Annotated in this window: 12 protein-coding genes and 1 pseudogene; 7 read left to right on the top strand and 6 right to left on the bottom strand. The window is 63.6% G+C overall.

What is annotated here, in order from left to right; genetic code table 11:
- Positions 1-11 precede the first annotated feature (11 nt).
- Together ACFTSA_RS09370 and ACFTSA_RS09365 are read right to left on the bottom strand one after the other, a co-directional pair.
- Positions 12-1,844 carry a DUF222 domain-containing protein gene (locus ACFTSA_RS09370; RefSeq protein WP_377951000.1) on the bottom strand — a complete coding sequence of 611 codons (1,833 nt, stop codon included), beginning with the start codon at positions 1,842-1,844 and terminating at the stop codon, positions 12-14.
- Positions 1,845-2,084: 240 nt separating this feature from the next.
- Positions 2,085-3,683, bottom strand: coding sequence for an ABC-F family ATP-binding cassette domain-containing protein (locus tag ACFTSA_RS09365; protein WP_331568882.1), 1,599 nt, complete (start codon positions 3,681-3,683; stop codon positions 2,085-2,087).
- Positions 3,684-4,021: 338 nt separating this feature from the next.
- Here ACFTSA_RS09365 and ACFTSA_RS09360 point away from each other — a divergent pair, with 338 nt between their 5' ends.
- The 5 genes from ACFTSA_RS09360 to ACFTSA_RS09340 all read left to right on the top strand — a co-directional run bounded on the left by ACFTSA_RS09360 (position 4,022) and on the right by ACFTSA_RS09340 (position 8,539).
- Positions 4,022-4,726 (top strand): biotin transporter BioY, encoded by a 705-nt coding sequence (locus ACFTSA_RS09360; protein ID WP_377950999.1) that lies wholly within the window; start codon positions 4,022-4,024, stop codon positions 4,724-4,726.
- Positions 4,723-5,448 carry an energy-coupling factor ABC transporter ATP-binding protein gene (locus tag ACFTSA_RS09355; RefSeq protein ID WP_377950998.1) on the top strand — a complete coding sequence of 242 codons (726 nt, stop codon included), beginning with the start codon at positions 4,723-4,725 and terminating at the stop codon, positions 5,446-5,448. Before ACFTSA_RS09360 ends, ACFTSA_RS09355 begins: the two co-directional genes overlap by 4 nt.
- Positions 5,445-6,068 (top strand): energy-coupling factor transporter transmembrane component T family protein, encoded by a 624-nt coding sequence (locus tag ACFTSA_RS09350; RefSeq protein ID WP_377950997.1) that lies wholly within the window; start codon positions 5,445-5,447, stop codon positions 6,066-6,068. Before ACFTSA_RS09355 ends, ACFTSA_RS09350 begins: the two co-directional genes overlap by 4 nt.
- Before the next feature lie 36 nt (positions 6,069-6,104).
- The gene (locus ACFTSA_RS09345) at positions 6,105-7,169 is read left to right on the top strand and encodes a spore photoproduct lyase family protein (RefSeq protein ID WP_377950996.1); all 1,065 of its coding nucleotides are present in this window, start codon (positions 6,105-6,107) and stop codon (positions 7,167-7,169) included.
- A gap of 170 nt (positions 7,170-7,339) precedes the next feature.
- Positions 7,340-8,539 carry a multidrug effflux MFS transporter gene (locus tag ACFTSA_RS09340; RefSeq protein WP_377951132.1) on the top strand — a complete coding sequence of 400 codons (1,200 nt, stop codon included), beginning with the start codon at positions 7,340-7,342 and terminating at the stop codon, positions 8,537-8,539.
- 46 nt (positions 8,540-8,585) lie between these two features.
- Here ACFTSA_RS09340 and ACFTSA_RS09335 read toward each other — a convergent pair.
- A pseudogene (locus ACFTSA_RS09335) lies at positions 8,586-9,183 on the bottom strand (recombinase family protein).
- 320 nt (positions 9,184-9,503) lie between these two features.
- Here ACFTSA_RS09335 and ACFTSA_RS09330 point away from each other — a divergent pair.
- Positions 9,504-10,055 (top strand): hypothetical protein, encoded by a 552-nt coding sequence (locus tag ACFTSA_RS09330; protein WP_377950995.1) that lies wholly within the window; start codon positions 9,504-9,506, stop codon positions 10,053-10,055.
- Between the two features lie 48 nt (positions 10,056-10,103).
- On the opposite strand, the gene ACFTSA_RS09325 is transcribed toward ACFTSA_RS09330, so the two are convergent.
- Positions 10,104-10,784 (bottom strand): hypothetical protein, encoded by a 681-nt coding sequence (locus ACFTSA_RS09325; RefSeq protein WP_377950994.1) that lies wholly within the window; start codon positions 10,782-10,784, stop codon positions 10,104-10,106.
- A gap of 227 nt (positions 10,785-11,011) precedes the next feature.
- Between ACFTSA_RS09325 and ACFTSA_RS09320 the strand changes: the two genes are divergently transcribed.
- A complete protein-coding gene (locus tag ACFTSA_RS09320) occupies positions 11,012-11,524 on the top strand; it encodes a hypothetical protein (protein WP_377950993.1) in 513 nt (170 codons plus the stop codon).
- A gap of 1,241 nt (positions 11,525-12,765) precedes the next feature.
- Here ACFTSA_RS09320 and ACFTSA_RS09315 read toward each other — a convergent pair.
- Positions 12,766-13,206 (bottom strand): hypothetical protein, encoded by a 441-nt coding sequence (locus ACFTSA_RS09315; RefSeq protein WP_377950992.1) that lies wholly within the window; start codon positions 13,204-13,206, stop codon positions 12,766-12,768.
- 197 nt (positions 13,207-13,403) lie between these two features.
- Positions 13,404-13,805 carry a hypothetical protein gene (locus ACFTSA_RS09310; protein ID WP_377950991.1) on the bottom strand — a complete coding sequence of 134 codons (402 nt, stop codon included), beginning with the start codon at positions 13,803-13,805 and terminating at the stop codon, positions 13,404-13,406.
- Positions 13,806-15,378 lie beyond the last annotated feature (1,573 nt).

The following is a 15,378-nucleotide window of genomic DNA, read 5'->3' as shown; positions in this document are numbered from 1 at the left end:
TGGCCGCCGGTTCATTCGTGTTGGGGGCGTGAGTGGAAGTAGTTGTTGCGGCGGGGTTTTCGTTGGGGGTCGAGTTCTGGTGGGGGTTTGAACCAGGGCACCTGGTTGGTGATTTGGATGGTCCAGTGTTCTTTGTGGATGAGGTGGTGGTGATGGCTGCAGAGCAGGACGCCGTTGCCGGTGCTGGTGGGTCCGCCGCGTGACCAGTAGGTGATGTGGTGGGCTTCGCACCAGGCTGCGGGGATGGTGCAGCCGGGGAACGCGCAGCCTTGATCGCGGGCGGTGATGGCCTTGCGGATGTGGGGCGGGAAGACGCGGGAGGCGCGGCCGATGTCCAGGATCCGGCCCTGGCTGCCGAGGACGACGGGGATGATGTCGGCGTCGCAGGCGATTTTGCGGATCGTGGCCGGGTTCACCGGGCCGCCGAACGCGAACAGGGCCGTGCCGGTGCCGGTCCCGCGAAGGTGAGCTGGCCGCGGGCCCTGAACGCCGCCGTGGGCCCATTGTGCGTCTTGCCGGTGTTGGAGGTCGGCGAGGAGGTCGCGGTAGTTGATGGTGACCAGGATCTGGGGCCGGTGCCCGCCGTTGGCGGGCAGGGTGTCGGTGGTGAGCACTGTTTGTAACGCGCCGACGAGCCCGTCGAGCCGCTTCTGCCCCTGTGAGCGGTGGTCCAGGGAGACCTCTGGCGGGTCCGCCGTGTCCCACCCGGCGAGGCTGGCCGGCTCGGCGCCGCTCCCGCCACTGCCCGCCCCGCCACTGCCCGCCCCGCCACTGTCCGCCCCGCCACTGTCCGCCCCGCCACTGCCCGCCCCGCCACTGTCCGTTTCGCCGGGCCCTGTTCCGCCGGCGCCTGTTCCGCCGGGCCCGTTCCCGCCGGCAGCCTGGCGGTCGGTGCGGGGTGGGGTGCGGGGTGGGGTGCGGGGGTTGGTGGCGGTGTTCATGACGGTGGTGATGGTTTCGAACTGTTCGGCGGTCGCGAAGATTTCCAGGTGCTGCAGGCCGTGTTTGGGGCGGCGGATGAAGGCGCCCTGGATTTGCCGGAGGGCTGCTTCGGAGGGTTCGGTGCCGTCCTGGTCAATGGCCTCGGCCCAGTGTTTGGCGACGCGGGTGAGGAAGTCGGCGTCGTTCTCTATCGCGGCGCGGGTCAGGTCGTGTTCCATCGCGGCGGTGTGGCCCGGGGTGGTGAAATGCCGTGCCCGGTCCAGGGCCAGGGTGATCGTGGTCGCGGCGCGGGAACTGATCTGGGCGGTGTTGACCGCGGCGGCGAGCTCTTCGTAGCGGGGCGGGAGCTGTTGCCCGCCGAACCCGGTCCGGGGCAGGACCGAGTCGGCCAGCCCGAGCCGGCGGCGGGCTTCGGCGGAGCTGATCCGCAGCCTGTCCCGGAGGAACTCGACGCTGCTCCGGGACCCATCATCCCCCGGCGAAGGCTCAGACACCGCGGCGGGGCCAGGCCCGGGCCCGGGGACGGGCCCGGTGAGGGCCTCGGGGACGGGTTCGGGGACCAGGGGTGAAGCGGCGGCGGTGAGTGCGGCCGTGCGGGACCGGTCCACCGCCCCGGCGGCGATCACCTGCAGGCGCTCCACCCTCCGGGAGAGCCGCTCGACCCGGTCGGCGAAATCCGCGGCCTGCCCGAAACCCCAGAACGCGGCGTCCTCGGCGCTGATCGCGTCCTGTTCCAGCAAAGCCAGCGCCTGATCAACCGCGTCCCCCTCATGGACGCGGGCGTACGCCCCGGCAGGAACGCTCCGAAGAGCGTTGGCACCCACTGAAACCCGCCCAGAAACCAACCCGCCGGCACCCGGCCGCAAGGCCCGGTGCCCGGTGAATCCCCCAATGGCTTCCATAGAACCAGTCTCATGCGGGGGTCTGACATTAACAGCCCCGCCGTCGGAAACCCCGCCGCTGAACCGGCTACCGCCGTCGTCCTCGGAAACAGAAACCAACCCGCCGGCACCCGGCCGACCGGCCCCGTGCCCGGTGAATCCCCCAATGGCTTCCATAGAACCAGTCTGATGCGGGGGTCTGACATTTAACGGCTTCCAGCGAACCCAGCAGCAAACAAGCCGCCGAGGGCAGCGGCGAAACTAGGCCAGCGTGATGAGGTCCAGGTAGTCCTCGTTCCAGAGGTCCTCAACTCCGTCGGGCAGCAGCACCACGCGCTCCGGGTTGAGGGCCTCGACGGCGCCTTCGTCGTGGCTGACCAGGACGACGGCGCCGGTGTAGTTGCGCAGTGCGCCCAGAATCTCGGCGCGGCTGGCGGGGTCGAGGTTGTTGGTGGGCTCGTCCAGCAGGAGGACGTTGGCGCTGGAGGCCACGATTGTGGCCAGTGCCAGGCGGGTCTTCTCACCGCCGGAGAGGACGCCGGCGGGCTTGTCGACGTCGTCACCGGAGAACAGGAACGAGCCCAGGATGCCGCGGACCTCGGCGTCCTTCATGTCCGGTGCGGAGGAGCGCATGTTTTCGAGGACTGTCCGGTCGTGGTCCAGGGTTTCGTGCTCCTGGGCGTAGTAGCCAACCTTGAGCCCGTGCCCGGGAACGATATCGCCGGTGTCCGGCCGGTCCACGCCCGCGAGCATCCGCAGAAGCGTGGTCTTGCCGGCACCGTTGAGCCCGAGGATGACCACCTTGGAGCCGCGGTCGATGGCGAGGTCCACATCGGTGAAGATCTCCAGCGAACCGTAGGATTTGCTCAGGCCCTCGGCGGTCAGCGGGGTCCGGCCGCACGGCGACGGGTCCGGGAACCGCAGTGCTGCCACGCGGTCGTGCTCGCGGACGGCTTCGAGTCCGCTGAGCAGCCGCTCGGCGCGCTTGGCCATGTTCTGCGCGGCGACGGCCTTGGTGGCCTTCGCGCGCATCTTGTTGGCCTGGTCCATCAGGACCTGTGCCTTCTTCTCTGCGTTGGCGCGTTCGCGCTTGCGGGCACGCTCATCGGTCTCGCGCTGCTGGAGGTAGCGCTTCCAGCCCATGTTGTAGAAGTCGATCTGCGCCCGGTTCGCGTCCAGGTGGTACACCTTGTTGACGGTGGCCTCCAGCAGTTCCACGTCGTGGCTGATCACGATCAGGCCGCCCTGGTGGTTCTTGAGGAAGTCGCGGAGCCAGGAAATGGAATCCGCGTCCAGGTGGTTGGTGGGCTCATCCAGCAGCATGGTTTCTGCGCCGGAGTAGAGGATGCGTGCCAGTTCCACACGGCGGCGCTGGCCGCCGGACAGGGTTTTGAGCGGCTGGTTGAGGATCCGCTCCGGCAGCGCCAGGTTGGAGGAGATGGCGGCCGCTTCGGCTTCCGCTGCGTATCCGCCGCCGGAAAGGAATTCGGCCTCGAGCCGGTCATACCGGCCCATCGCCTTGCGCTGGACCTCCGGGTCCTCGCTGGCCATGTCCGCCTGCGCCTTCTTCAGCTTGCCGACGACGACGTCCAGTCCTCGGGCGGACAGGATGCGGTCCCTCGCCAGCTGCTCCATGTCCGGCGTGCGCGGGTCCTGCGGCAGGTAACCGATCTCGCCGCTGCGGGTCACCTTGCCGGCGGCAGGCAGGCCTTCGCCGGCCAGCACGCGGGTCAGCGTGGTCTTGCCGGCGCCGTTGCGGCCCACGAGGCCGATCTTGTCACCCTTGTCGATGCGGAAGCTCACCTGGTCCATGAGCAGGCGGGCGCCGGCACGGAGTTCAAGTTCCTGAACGGTAATCACAGCAGGTAAGGCCTTTCACAACAGGGAATGCCGCAGCACGGCGGGTTGCATGCCGCGCGGCGCAAAGTATGGAACGCCGGGGATGCCGGCCGGAGAACGGCCTGTCCAAGTCTACCGGCCGGGGCAACCCGGCCAGAACACGCCTTCACCGCCCGGAACAGCGCCTTCCCAAGCCACCCGGTGGAGCGCCTTCCCGGCCAAGCACAGCGGAGTATTTGTGCCCAGCACCAGACCCCGGGCAGTCCCTCTTGTAGAACAGCAACAAAATGCGGCTATTCCCGGGCCGGTAACGTCGAGAACAGCTGATAATTGTTTGTACCCCTCCGACAGGACCTCCCATGACCCAGACCCATTCCGCCGGCACCCTGCAGCCGGCAAAGCGCAGCCACTGGAACGCCACCGACCTCGGACTCATCGCGGTCTTCGCCGCGCTCGTGGCGGCGTCGGCCCTGGTGGCCGCCATCCCCGTGGGCGGCCTCGGCGTCCCCATCACGCTCCAGACGCTCGCCGTCATACTGACCGGCCTTGCTCTCGGCCCCGGCCGCGCGTTCGCCGCCGTCGGCCTCCACACCCTGCTTGGGCTCGCCGGTCTCCCCATTTTCAGCGGGGGCCGCAGCGGACTGGGCATCCTGGCCGGACCGTCAGCCGGTTACATCATCGCCTTCCCCCTTGCAGCCGCAGCGGTGGGCTGGCTGGCCGCCGTCGTCATCCGCCGCACCGTAAGGTTCCGCGCCGTGTTCCTGTTCGCCGCCGCTATGGTGCCCAGCATTGTGCTGATCCACGGACTGGGCATTGCCGGCATGATGGTCAACGCCAAGCTGGACTTCGCCAAGGCGTTCCTGGCCGATCTCCCCTTCTACCCGGGCGACATCATTAAGAACGTCCTCGCCGTTGCGGTGGCCATTGCCCTGCACAAGGCGTTCCCCGACCTGCTGGTCCGCCGCGTCCGGAAGCTCCCGCAGCAGCCCGCCACGCAGCAGCCCGCCACGCCCGAAGCAACAACACGGGAAGCCACGGAGCCGAAAGCAACCACCCAGCAGTGAGCACCGTCTCCCTCAGGAAGGCAGGGGTCAGCGTGGCCGTGGACGGCCGCCCTGACCCCAAAGTCCTGCTGCAGGACATTTCGCTGGAGCTCACTGAGCAGCGGATTGGTGTGATCGGCGCCAACGGTTCCGGCAAGTCCACGCTGCTCCGCCTTCTCAACGGCCTCGTGGCCCCCACCGCAGGAACCGTGACGGTCAACGGCGCCGACACCGTCCGCAATGTGCGCGCCGTGCGCCAGCAGGTGGGCTTCGTGTTCACAGATCCCCTCTCCCAGCTGGTCATGCCCACGGGCCGTGAGGACGTGGAACTCTCGCTCCGGCGTTCGGTGCGGAACGGCAAGGAACGCCGGGAGCAGGCCACGGCCGCGCTGGACCGCTTCGGCCTCCGCCCTCTGGCTGACCAGAGCATCTACGAACTCTCGGGCGGCGAACGGCAGCTCCTTGCCCTGGCTTCCGTGCTGGCGGTGGAACCCGGCGTACTCGTGCTCGACGAGCCCTCGACGCTTCTCGACCTCCGGAACCGCGAACTGCTGCGCCGCACCCTGGCCGGCCTGAGCCAGCAGATCGTCATGTCCACCCACGATCTCGAGCTGGCCCTGGACATGGACCGGGTTCTGGTGGTCGAAGCCGGACGGATAGCGTACGACGGCGGTGCTGCCGCCGCCGTCGAGCATTACCGCTCGCTTTCCGCCCGGAGCCTGTCAGGCGGGGACTTCCGGTGAGGGGCCACGGCCTCCTGCTCGCCAACTACGTGCCCGGCACGTCCCTGATCCACCGCATGCCGCTGTGGCTGAAGTTTCTGCTGGTTCTGGCCTGCGGAATGGCATCGTTCCTGATCGTGGACTGGCGGCTGGCCGCCGGGGCCCTCGTTGTGATGTGCGCGCTCTTTCTGCTCAGCGGCGCAGGAGCCGTGCGTCTTTTCCGCGCCGTGCGGCCGCTGCTGCCGATCCTGCTGGTCATCGGCGCGTTCCAGTGGTGGCAGCTGGGCGGGCCCGTTGCTGCGCGGATCGTCCTGAACATCCTGCTGTGCGTCGTGGCGGCGTCGCTGCTGACCGCCACCACCCCGCTGCACCGGCTGCTCGACGGCGTCGTGTCCCTCGCGCGCCCGTTCCGGCGCTTCGGCGCCGACCCCGAGCGGTTTGCCCTGACTATCGCCATCATGCTGCGGAGCATTCCCTTCATCGCCGGAGCCTTCGCCGACGTCAGGGACTCGGCGCGCGCCCGGGGACTGGAACGCAACCCGCGGGCGCTGGTCTTGCCGGTGTTCATCACCACCGTCGCCTATGCCCGCCACACCGGCGAAGCGCTGGCCGCCCGCGGACTGGGCGAGCCGGAGGACTGAGGTTAGCAGGTTCTGGCGCCCTGTGAGAATGGATCCATGGAATTCAACCGGTTGCTGCAGATCCGGCGCATCTACGCGCAACCTGAGGCGCTGGAGCTTTCCAGGGGCAAGGAGATCATCGAACGCTGGCCGGACGCCGACGTTGTGCTTGTCGACAACCACTGGAACATCCCGGAGTTGCATGGTGATGAAACGAACGTGCCGCGCTGGTCCCGGATCAAGACCGAAGCGCTGGTCCTTGGCGTCAAGAAATCGCTGACCGTCAAGCCGAACGGCCGGTCCGCGGATTTCATTGCGCCCTCTACCGCGAATGGCTGCGCAATGGCCTGCGCGTACTGCTATGTGCCCCGGCACAAGGGGTACAGCAATCCGGTCACCGTTTTCGCGAACATCGAACAGATTTCATCGGCGCTGGCACGCCACGTCACACGCCAAGGCATGAAGCTGGAGCCCAACCAATGCGACCCTGAACTCTGGGTCTACGACATCGGTGAAAACAGCGACTGTTCCGTGGATGCACTGATCAGTGACAATGTGGAGAATCTCGTCCTGCTTTTCCGCGACTTGCCCACCGCCAAGCTGTCCTTTGCCACCAAATTCGTGAACCCGGCAATGCTCGGCTGGGACCACGGCGGTCATACCAGGATTCGCTTTTCCCTGATGCCCGCGGACCTGGCGAAATCGATTGACGTTCGGACTTCGCCGGTTGCCGAGCGCATGGCTGCCATTAACGACTTTGTGGAGGCCGGCTACGAAGTGCACGTGAACTTCTCCCCCGTCATCATTACGGACACCTGGCTCAGCGATTGGGAGCGGCTGTTGCGCCAACTTGATGCCACCCTCACGGCCGCTGCCAAGGCTCAGCTCGCGGCGGAAATCATCTTCCTGACCCATAACGAGCGGCTCCACGAGGTGAACCTGGGGTGGCATCCGCAGGCCGAGACTGTGCTGTGGCGGCCCGACCTTCAGGAATCCAAGGTCTCGTCCAACGGCTTCACCAACGTCCGCTACCGGTCAAGAACCAAGGCGGGTTACGTGCGGCAACTGGCTGCGCTCATCGAGAGCATCGCGCCGTACTGCCGCATCCGCTACGCGTTCTGAGGGACGGGGGCTTGCTGGGGGCACCGCGGCAGAAGGGAGGCTCTGCCGTAAGGGGTACCAGCAGGGTCTCCCACCGCGTTGTAAACGCTGGTTAGGTGGAACCGCACCCCCAATCACCCGCCGTCGAACTCGCGGCAGCCCTTTACCCCTTGAACGGAGGCAGCGTGACTGTGACCGACGCTCCGGTGACCACGCGCGAACAGGCAGTCGGACGGCCGTTGGCCATTGTCCTTGGCGTGCTGACCATCTTCGGTCCGATTTCCATGGACCTGTACCTGCCCGTGCTGCCGGCCCTGACGGCGGAGCTGCGGAGTTCCACCTCGACCGCGCAGCTGACCATCACGGCCTGCCTGCTTGGACTAGCGATCGGCCAGGTCATCGCGGGCCCGCTGTCGGACCGCTTTGGCCGCAGGCTCCCGCTGCTGATCGGCGTCGCCGCCTACACGGTCACATCTGTTCTCTGCGCCGTTAGCCCGACGGTCGAGGCCCTAATCGCCGCCCGGTTCGCCCAGGGCCTGGCCGGCGCCGTGGGCATCGTGATTGCGCAGGCCGCCGGAAGGGACGTGTACGAGGGCGCCAAGCTCCTGCGGTACTACGGCCGCCTGACGGTGCTGGGCGGACTGGCGGCGATCGTGGGTCCGGTCATCGGTGGCCAGCTGGCCACCGTCACCGATTGGCGCGGCGTCTTCCTGTTCCTCGCCGGCGTCGGCGTGGCCATTCTGGTGGCCTGCCTGGTGATCTTCCAGGAGACCCTCCCGGCGCAGCGGCGGGCAACCGGTGGTTTTGCCCATACGCTGCACGACTTCAGGCGCCTGCTTGCGGACCGCGTGTTCGTCGGCGCCGTGCTGATCACGGGCTTTACGTACTCGGCGATCTTCGCGTACCTCAGCGGCGCCACGTTCGTCCTGCAGGGCATTTACGGGCTGTCGCCGCAGGGTTACTCGTTTGCCTTCGGCCTGAATTCGCTGGGCTTCATGATCTTTGGCTTCCTCGGCGGCCGGCTGGCCGAACGGTGGTCGGAGAAGGCCATGCTGGCGATCGGCCTGGCCATGGCCACCGCCGGCTCCGTTGGCCTGCTCATCACCGCGCTCCAGCACCTGCCTTTGATTGCGGTCATCCTGTCCCTCTTCACGATGGTGGGCGGAGTGGCGACGGCGAGTCCGTCCGCGACGTCGCTGGCGCTGAAGGGCTACCCGGACATCGCCGGGACAGCGTCGTCGTTGCTCGGACTGGCCCGGTTCGCCTTCGGCGGCGTGGCCGCACCGCTTGTGGGGATTGGCGGGGCGGACAACGCACTCCCGTTCGGCATCGTCACGGTGGTTTCAGTCGCGGCGGCAGCGGCCTGCCTGGGGCTTGTGCGGGCACGCTGAGACCCGTTGGGGCGTGCGCGACGCCGGGGTGAACCGGCTCCCGGTGTCAGGGGCCGGCCGTCTTTTCGGCCTTCTGGCGTACCCGTTCGAGGGCACGATAGACGGTGGAGGCCGACGGAGAACAGTTCGGCCAGTTCATACATGGTGTGTTCGCCGGCGTCATGCAGCTGGACCAGGAGGGCATCCTGTTTCGCCGGCAGTTTGGGCCTTTTCCCACGCAGCCGCCCCCTGGCTTTGGCGATCTTCATGCCTTCGCGCGTGCGTGCCCGGATGAGATCGCCCTCGAACTCGGCAACCATCGCTAGGACGTTGAAGAGCAGCTTACCTATCGGGTCCGCAGGGTCATGCAACGAACCACCGATGCTCAGCTTCACTCCGCGCGCGGCGAGGTCGTCGGCGATCTGATGCGCGTCCCGGACGGACCGGGCCAGCCGGTCGAGTTTCGTCACCATGAAGGTGTCGCCGCTCCGGCACGCGGCCAAGGCTTCACGCAGGCCTGGGCGGTTCGTGTTGCTGCCAGTGAGGCCATGATCGACATAAATACGATCAGGTTCGACGCCCATGCCAGCCAAGGCATCCCGCTGGACGGTGAGGTCCTGTTCGTCGGTGGAAACCCTTGCGTAGCCAACCCTTATTTCGCCCATGAACAGGAGTGTCCGCCATAGGGGTAGCAGTGCGCCATATAGGCGCCCGTCACCGGACATATCACCGGACCAGTGATGCGGGACAGTCGCATCCGCCAAGACCTAATACCGCAGATCAAGGGGCGGTGTGTCCGTTAGGTGACCGGCTTACGGGACGATACGAAGGCTCTATACGGGATTGCCCTTACGGGAGGATTGCAGCTTTTCTTCGGCGCTACGCCGAAGGTGTGGAACCGACCGGCGCTTGAGAGAATAGGTGTGGTCGATTCAGAAAGGCGTGTAGGGTGACGTCATAAATTTGGAAGGCCAGGCACAGGACAATGAACGAGCCAGAACTGGAACCAACACCACGCGGCCGGATCGAGAAGATTCTGGACCCAAATTTTTTGGCTATCCTTCCCCCGGTAGTCGTGGTAGCCGCGGGAATGAACTCCTGGATGAAGGATTTCGGATTCTGGCTGGGCCTTACCGTCACGATCGCCGCCAGCCTGGCCCTAACGATAATCCTCACAATGCCTCTACTTGCGGCCAAAAAGCGGCGCATAGCATTGGACGCCGAACGCGGTATCTTCGAATGCGCTCATCGCGAGAAGGGATCAGTTCTCAAAGGGAGAGGGGCTCAGGGATATGCAAAGGCAGAACCCGGCAGACTCCTATTTCAAGCCAAAACCGGCGTGACTGGCCCTCTGGCCGGCTCTGTTGAAGTGTATTCGGCTCCAACCCCCTTTGGTGAACCCATAAAGGCGCCTTGGGCAGTATTACCAAAGGGAAGAATTGTCGCGCTGAACACCGACAAAGGCGTCGTTGAGTTGGCTGCAAGTCCCGCAAGCCTGGCTCTGCTTAGAGAACGATGCCTAGGAGAACTGGCATAGCGACGGTCCCACTCCCCGATAGACGTTCCCCATAAACATCGCAGGTTGCTATCTGTCAGAGGCGTAGATTCCCGGATGAACATCGGAGCCGTGAACAACGTAGGTCTCCAAACGTGGATCGTCCCCCAGTGCCTGGGTGGCTTCTTTGGAACCGGCCACGTAAACCGAATCAGCGTAGAGGTCGTTTCCCACGCACCAGGCTTTATCTGCTGGCCACCACCGGATGCTTCGTCTGGATTGGTGCTCATCGATCGCCTCGGCCGCAGCTCGTACGGGTCCCTCAAGGAGGTACATCTGCCGCTCGGGGGGAAGGAGCACCACCGGCGCCTTGGTCAGATGGCCCCTGATGCCGGAGTAGCCTATCCAGACGGCGAAGTAGCATTGGTCCGGCGTGGCCGTGTGCTGGCTGAGGACGTCTGCCAGGGCAGACGCGGTTTCAGGGTCGAGGGTGCCGAAATTAATGTTGACCTTCTCGCCCGTGCTGGCCTCGTACTCCATGCATAGGTTTTCCCCATTGGCGGATCCGTCCAAGGGGATGCCCAGTTCCTGCGCAACGGCCGACCAGCTGAGTTTCCTTCCGCCGGCGCCGACGAAGGGATTCAGAACACGAATGACTGCTGGAAAAGTCTCCGGTACGAATGTGTTTACCAAAAGCGGCGGCCCGGAAAATTCACGAGTTAGCCAGTCGGCGGGAAAGATGGAGTTGGCAGGGGTCAGAGTTACCGTCATTTCCCGCTCCGAATCTCTGAGTGCCGCATTGGCCATTTGGGTCTCACCCTAGTGACTAACAGCAGAAAGGCACACACCGATATGAAACTGGGCAAGCACATCGTGATTGCGCCACTGATGGTCCCGAGGGGGAAACTTGGACTAGACCTTACAACTTGTGCCCTGAGGGGTTCGGCTCCTGGTAAGCCGACCGTCAGAGAAGCGAATCCGAAAGATAAGATGCGCGGATGAGGATGTCGTACCCGCACTGGATCCAATTTCAAGGTCAAGAGCTTGGCCTCGTGTGGCAAACGGACGACGAGGCCGGCGGTGAAGGCGATAAGGACGGTGTTCTCGTCTCTAAGGGCCAGATCGTATGGGCCCGCACGCAAGAGGAATTTGCCGAGTTGGCCCGGCAACACAACCTCACCCTGGAAGCAGGCAACGAGGAACCTCAAAACCTTGACGGGATCGAGGAACTGCTCCGGCTGCCGGCATCGGATGACATCTGCGCGCAGCTGCTGAATGCGTGGAATCTCCTCGGCGACATTGCACGCAGCGTGAATGCATCACTTGATGACCGAGGACCAGAGGCGGACAAGTGCTACGACAAACTTTTCTACGGCAATAACCTCCCCAGCATCACTCCCCCGGGTGAGCACTACAGCCCGTATTTCGAGGACCAGGAGCAGCGCGTTATTACCGAGATCCTGGACCGTGGTCGGCTGATCTTGGCCGGCCGCCTCACTGTCGCGCGGTAGAGCCTGAAAACCGACCTCGATTGGGCTAATACGGCCGGAACCGCTCCGTTACCGTTCGGCTTCCTCGAAGAGAACGATCTGTGAAGCATCGGGCAGCGAGGATCGGTGGCCTGTCGGGGGGACGCGGGCGTCAATAGGATGAGGCATGAGCAAGACGACGAAGCGCGCGATATGGGTGGTTTGGTTCGTACTTATGTGTTGGATCGCCTACCAGGTCCTCGGATGGCTTGGCGTTCTCTTCCTTGTAGCGGGCGGAGCAATTGCAGGCGCCTCAACAATCTTTATTAATCGGAAGGTGAAGCGAGACGAGCAAATCGCACAATTCCGAAATCAAACCGATCCCTAAAATTCCCAGGCGAGTTCTGCTGCCGGCAGTCCACAAGGGGCGTTCCAGCATGTAGAGGTCCGTGGCAAAAGTGCCGGTCCCTGGTGGCATGCGGGCCTTAGCGCTCGGGTGATTCGCTCCGATTGGACTAGTCCTACTGATCATTCCGCTAGCGGTTCCCCGAAGCAACGAAGGGCCGGGCGATCACCGGCTTACGGTTATAGCTGGCATCCTTCGGCTTTGGTGTGGGCCTGGGGCTATTTCACTGGCGATTTGTGGGCTTCACCGTGGAAGGGGCTGTCATGGTTTCCACGGTATCGCCAGTGCCCGCTGTCAGCTGGCAGGGAAACCCCCGCCACGCCGGTTAAATGGGAAAGCCCCGCCAGTGCGAGGCTTAGGCCCTCCGGGCTCTAACTGCCTGCATAAGGCGCCGCGCCAAGTAGATGACGGCGGCCACACTCACCACCACCACCAAAATCCACGTGCCATCCGCGCTGAGCGCGGGGCCGCTAGTACACGCGCCATCGATTGTGGGGCCAACGCACTCGCCGCTTTTGTACCCCACAAACGCGATGTTCACGATGATCACAAGCAGGATGGCGAGGGCCCAGGGCCACCATCGCGGTGAACGGAATCGCGGCGTTTCATCCATGCAGTCACTCTACTGATCGGGCCATCCAATTTCTGCCCCCTTCAACGTTCCCACAGCGGGGACATTGTCAGAGCCAGCGCTGGCTTCAGAGCTGGGAAACTAGATTTGTGGAGAAACTGATCAGCTCGCTGACGTTCGTTGGGAACGAACTGGAGTGGACGGAGTCGACGTTCCGGCTAGTCCATCAAAACCATTCCGGTAGCGGTTCGGCAATCGCTCAACGGACCACGAAAGCACTCTCATGTCCGTGAGCCGACGCGTCAGTTATACCGGCTTGGGACCAGCCCAGTAGTTTTGACCCAAGCGCCATTCGAAGCCGTCCACCTCAATCTTGAGAACGAAGGTGCTACCGCGGCCGAACATACGACGCCGCATCGTGACCTGCCCACCTCCCTGCAGGTATGCACGCATGACACGACAAAGCTTCATCAGTTCAGCCTCCCTATCGGCCTCCAACTCGTCGTCGTCCTCATCACCATAGTCGTCTACTAGTAGGGCCGTCTGAACATTCAGTTCAGGAATAAAGCCCTCCACCCACACCGGGTCGACTCGAATGACTGCTTGACGAGACTCATAGGAAGGGCTGCTCACCTGGACACTGGATGAGCGGGCTGGATCGTCGGAGCTGAGATTCACAATGACGAAGTCATCATCGAAGACCTCGTCCACGACGCGATCGAGCATGGCCTTGATGTCACGGGTCATGTTCAGAGTCTTTCAGAGTCGGGTGAGGTGAAGACGGCTTCCGAAGGGCAAATGGACTAGACCTAGCTAACTGTCCCGTGGCGGGTTCCATCAACAACAACCCATGCAGGCCAACCCGCGCAATAACATCACGGCTAGTCGCTTCCCTCGGCCTGACCCCGATTTGCCTCTGACGAGCAAGCTGACAACACTGTCAATCAGTAATTGGGTGGAATCCAATCCGTCGTAATTGGCAGGAACTCGAGCTGGCGGCCAGGATCAAGCGGCGTTCCGAACTCCACCTCCGTCAGAATAGTGACGTCACTTAGCATGGCCATCTTCTCGACGATGCCTGTTTTGCCATTGATCACGGCAGTGGCGCGGAAAGCCGGGTCTTCTACATGCTCGAAGGTAATCAGTAATGACTGCCGGCCAATCTCTTGGATGAGCATCGGGTAGAAGCTCTCGCCGCCACGACCCCACATTAGAAACGCCTCGGGGTGAAGCATTTTGACCTCGGTCGGCATGCCGCGAGGGAATGCAACTGCATTCGGAGGGTCAGATTCCACCGAGAGCATGCCGTCAACCGCCGACCACCTCTGCCCTTGGTCGGTAACCATGTGCCATTCCTCTGCCTCCGCGTCCAACTCCGCAACAAACTGATAATGGCTCCCGCGGAACTGACTGACACCTTTCGCCCGCACGGAAGTATGCGTTCTCAAAGCCACGATCTCGCTTAGCAGACTGGAACTATCAGATCGGTCAAGGACTGTGTCTAACTTCATGGTCCATCCTCGTCACAAACACCGGCAGAAAGAACAAAACCACGCCCAAACAGGGAAAACCCCCAAGACCGTCCCGTGAAGGGTTCCTGCATTCACGTCAGATGCTCATTAGGTGCTTGTAAAGTTTTAGCAGCCAGTGCCGATGACAGGTCACGACCGCGCGTCAGTATCGCCCGAGTCATTCTCCTAACTGGAACAGCAGGAGACCATATCCCTATGAATAGGCGTGTGACCTGTGTTGTTGCGGCAGTGGCCGCGTTATTGAGCGGATGCGCTTCCTCAGACCCGCCTGCTACCAAGCCGACCAAGACTGCTGTACAACCGTCCCTGCGGGGAGAGCTGACGGGCAGTGGGACGGTTTTGCAGAAAGGCGACAACCCGCCGGTGTTCTGTCTGGGGGCCATGACTTCTTCCTATCCGCCACAATCGTGCGGCGGACCTGTACTCAGGAACTGGGACTGGTCTGCTGTGACTGGATACGAAAGGGTAGCCGGCGTTACTTGGGGGAGCTACACCGTCACGGGAACCTGGGACAGGGGCGAATTCGTCAGAACCCGCGAGCGTGCCCAAGTCTCGCCCACGGAGACAGGTATCCCTGACGCCGCACGGCCCGTCACGGGGAAGCCGGGAACGGGGAACAAGACACGGCTCATGCAGATTCAACACGATCTCGAATCTGCCGGTGGCCAGCCCATCCTTATATCCGGGATCCAGAATGGTTACCTCGTCATATTGGTTGCCTACGATAACGGCGATATTCAGCGAGAGCTGGACAGCAAATACGGGGCGGGCCTCATCCTGGTGCGATCAGCACTGAGGCCATATAGGTAGCCGATATAGCATTCGCGCTGCTTGCGGTATGGACTGTCACGTAAAGGGTTCGCCAAGGAGACTTGGGGTGAGCATAACGGCCCCTCCTCCTACGCCGTGTTTCCCACTATTCGACGTCCGTCGACCGGGCCGTTGAGCTGAACGTAACCGACGAGGGTCACTTTCTGCGCGGTGCATGGGCTACCGGACGATGGGCCGGTGACCCCGATAACGATTTCCGTCGGCGTCTCCTGAAGGTGCCGTAGCCTGCGAGCTGTCCGTTGGGAGTCGATTCGAACGTGGAATAATGGCATGGATAGATGGGCTCGTCTTAGCCGGCGGTGCTGCAGGTGGAGTAACGGATGCTTGAAAGGGAAGTTCTTTCCCCTGCTGAAAGGGCAGGACTCCTTGAACGGGTGTAAGGGTGAACCACTCAGTGCCCTGCAGGGTGGCGAAAATGATGATTCGCTGATCGGTAGCGAGTGGGTCGCCGTCCGGGTAGGACTCGCCCCCAGTACACGTCTGGGGTGTGGAGGAGACGCGAAGCCTTCCGGCACCAGGGTTGCCCTTAAGTACACGTTCGACTTCTATCCGGTGG

The organism is Arthrobacter sp. NPDC057013 (assembly GCF_042674585.1).
Lineage (GTDB): Bacteria > Actinomycetota > Actinomycetes > Actinomycetales > Micrococcaceae > Arthrobacter.
Note: the sequence above shows the minus strand (reverse complement) of the source record. Positions and strands in the feature narration are given on the sequence as shown.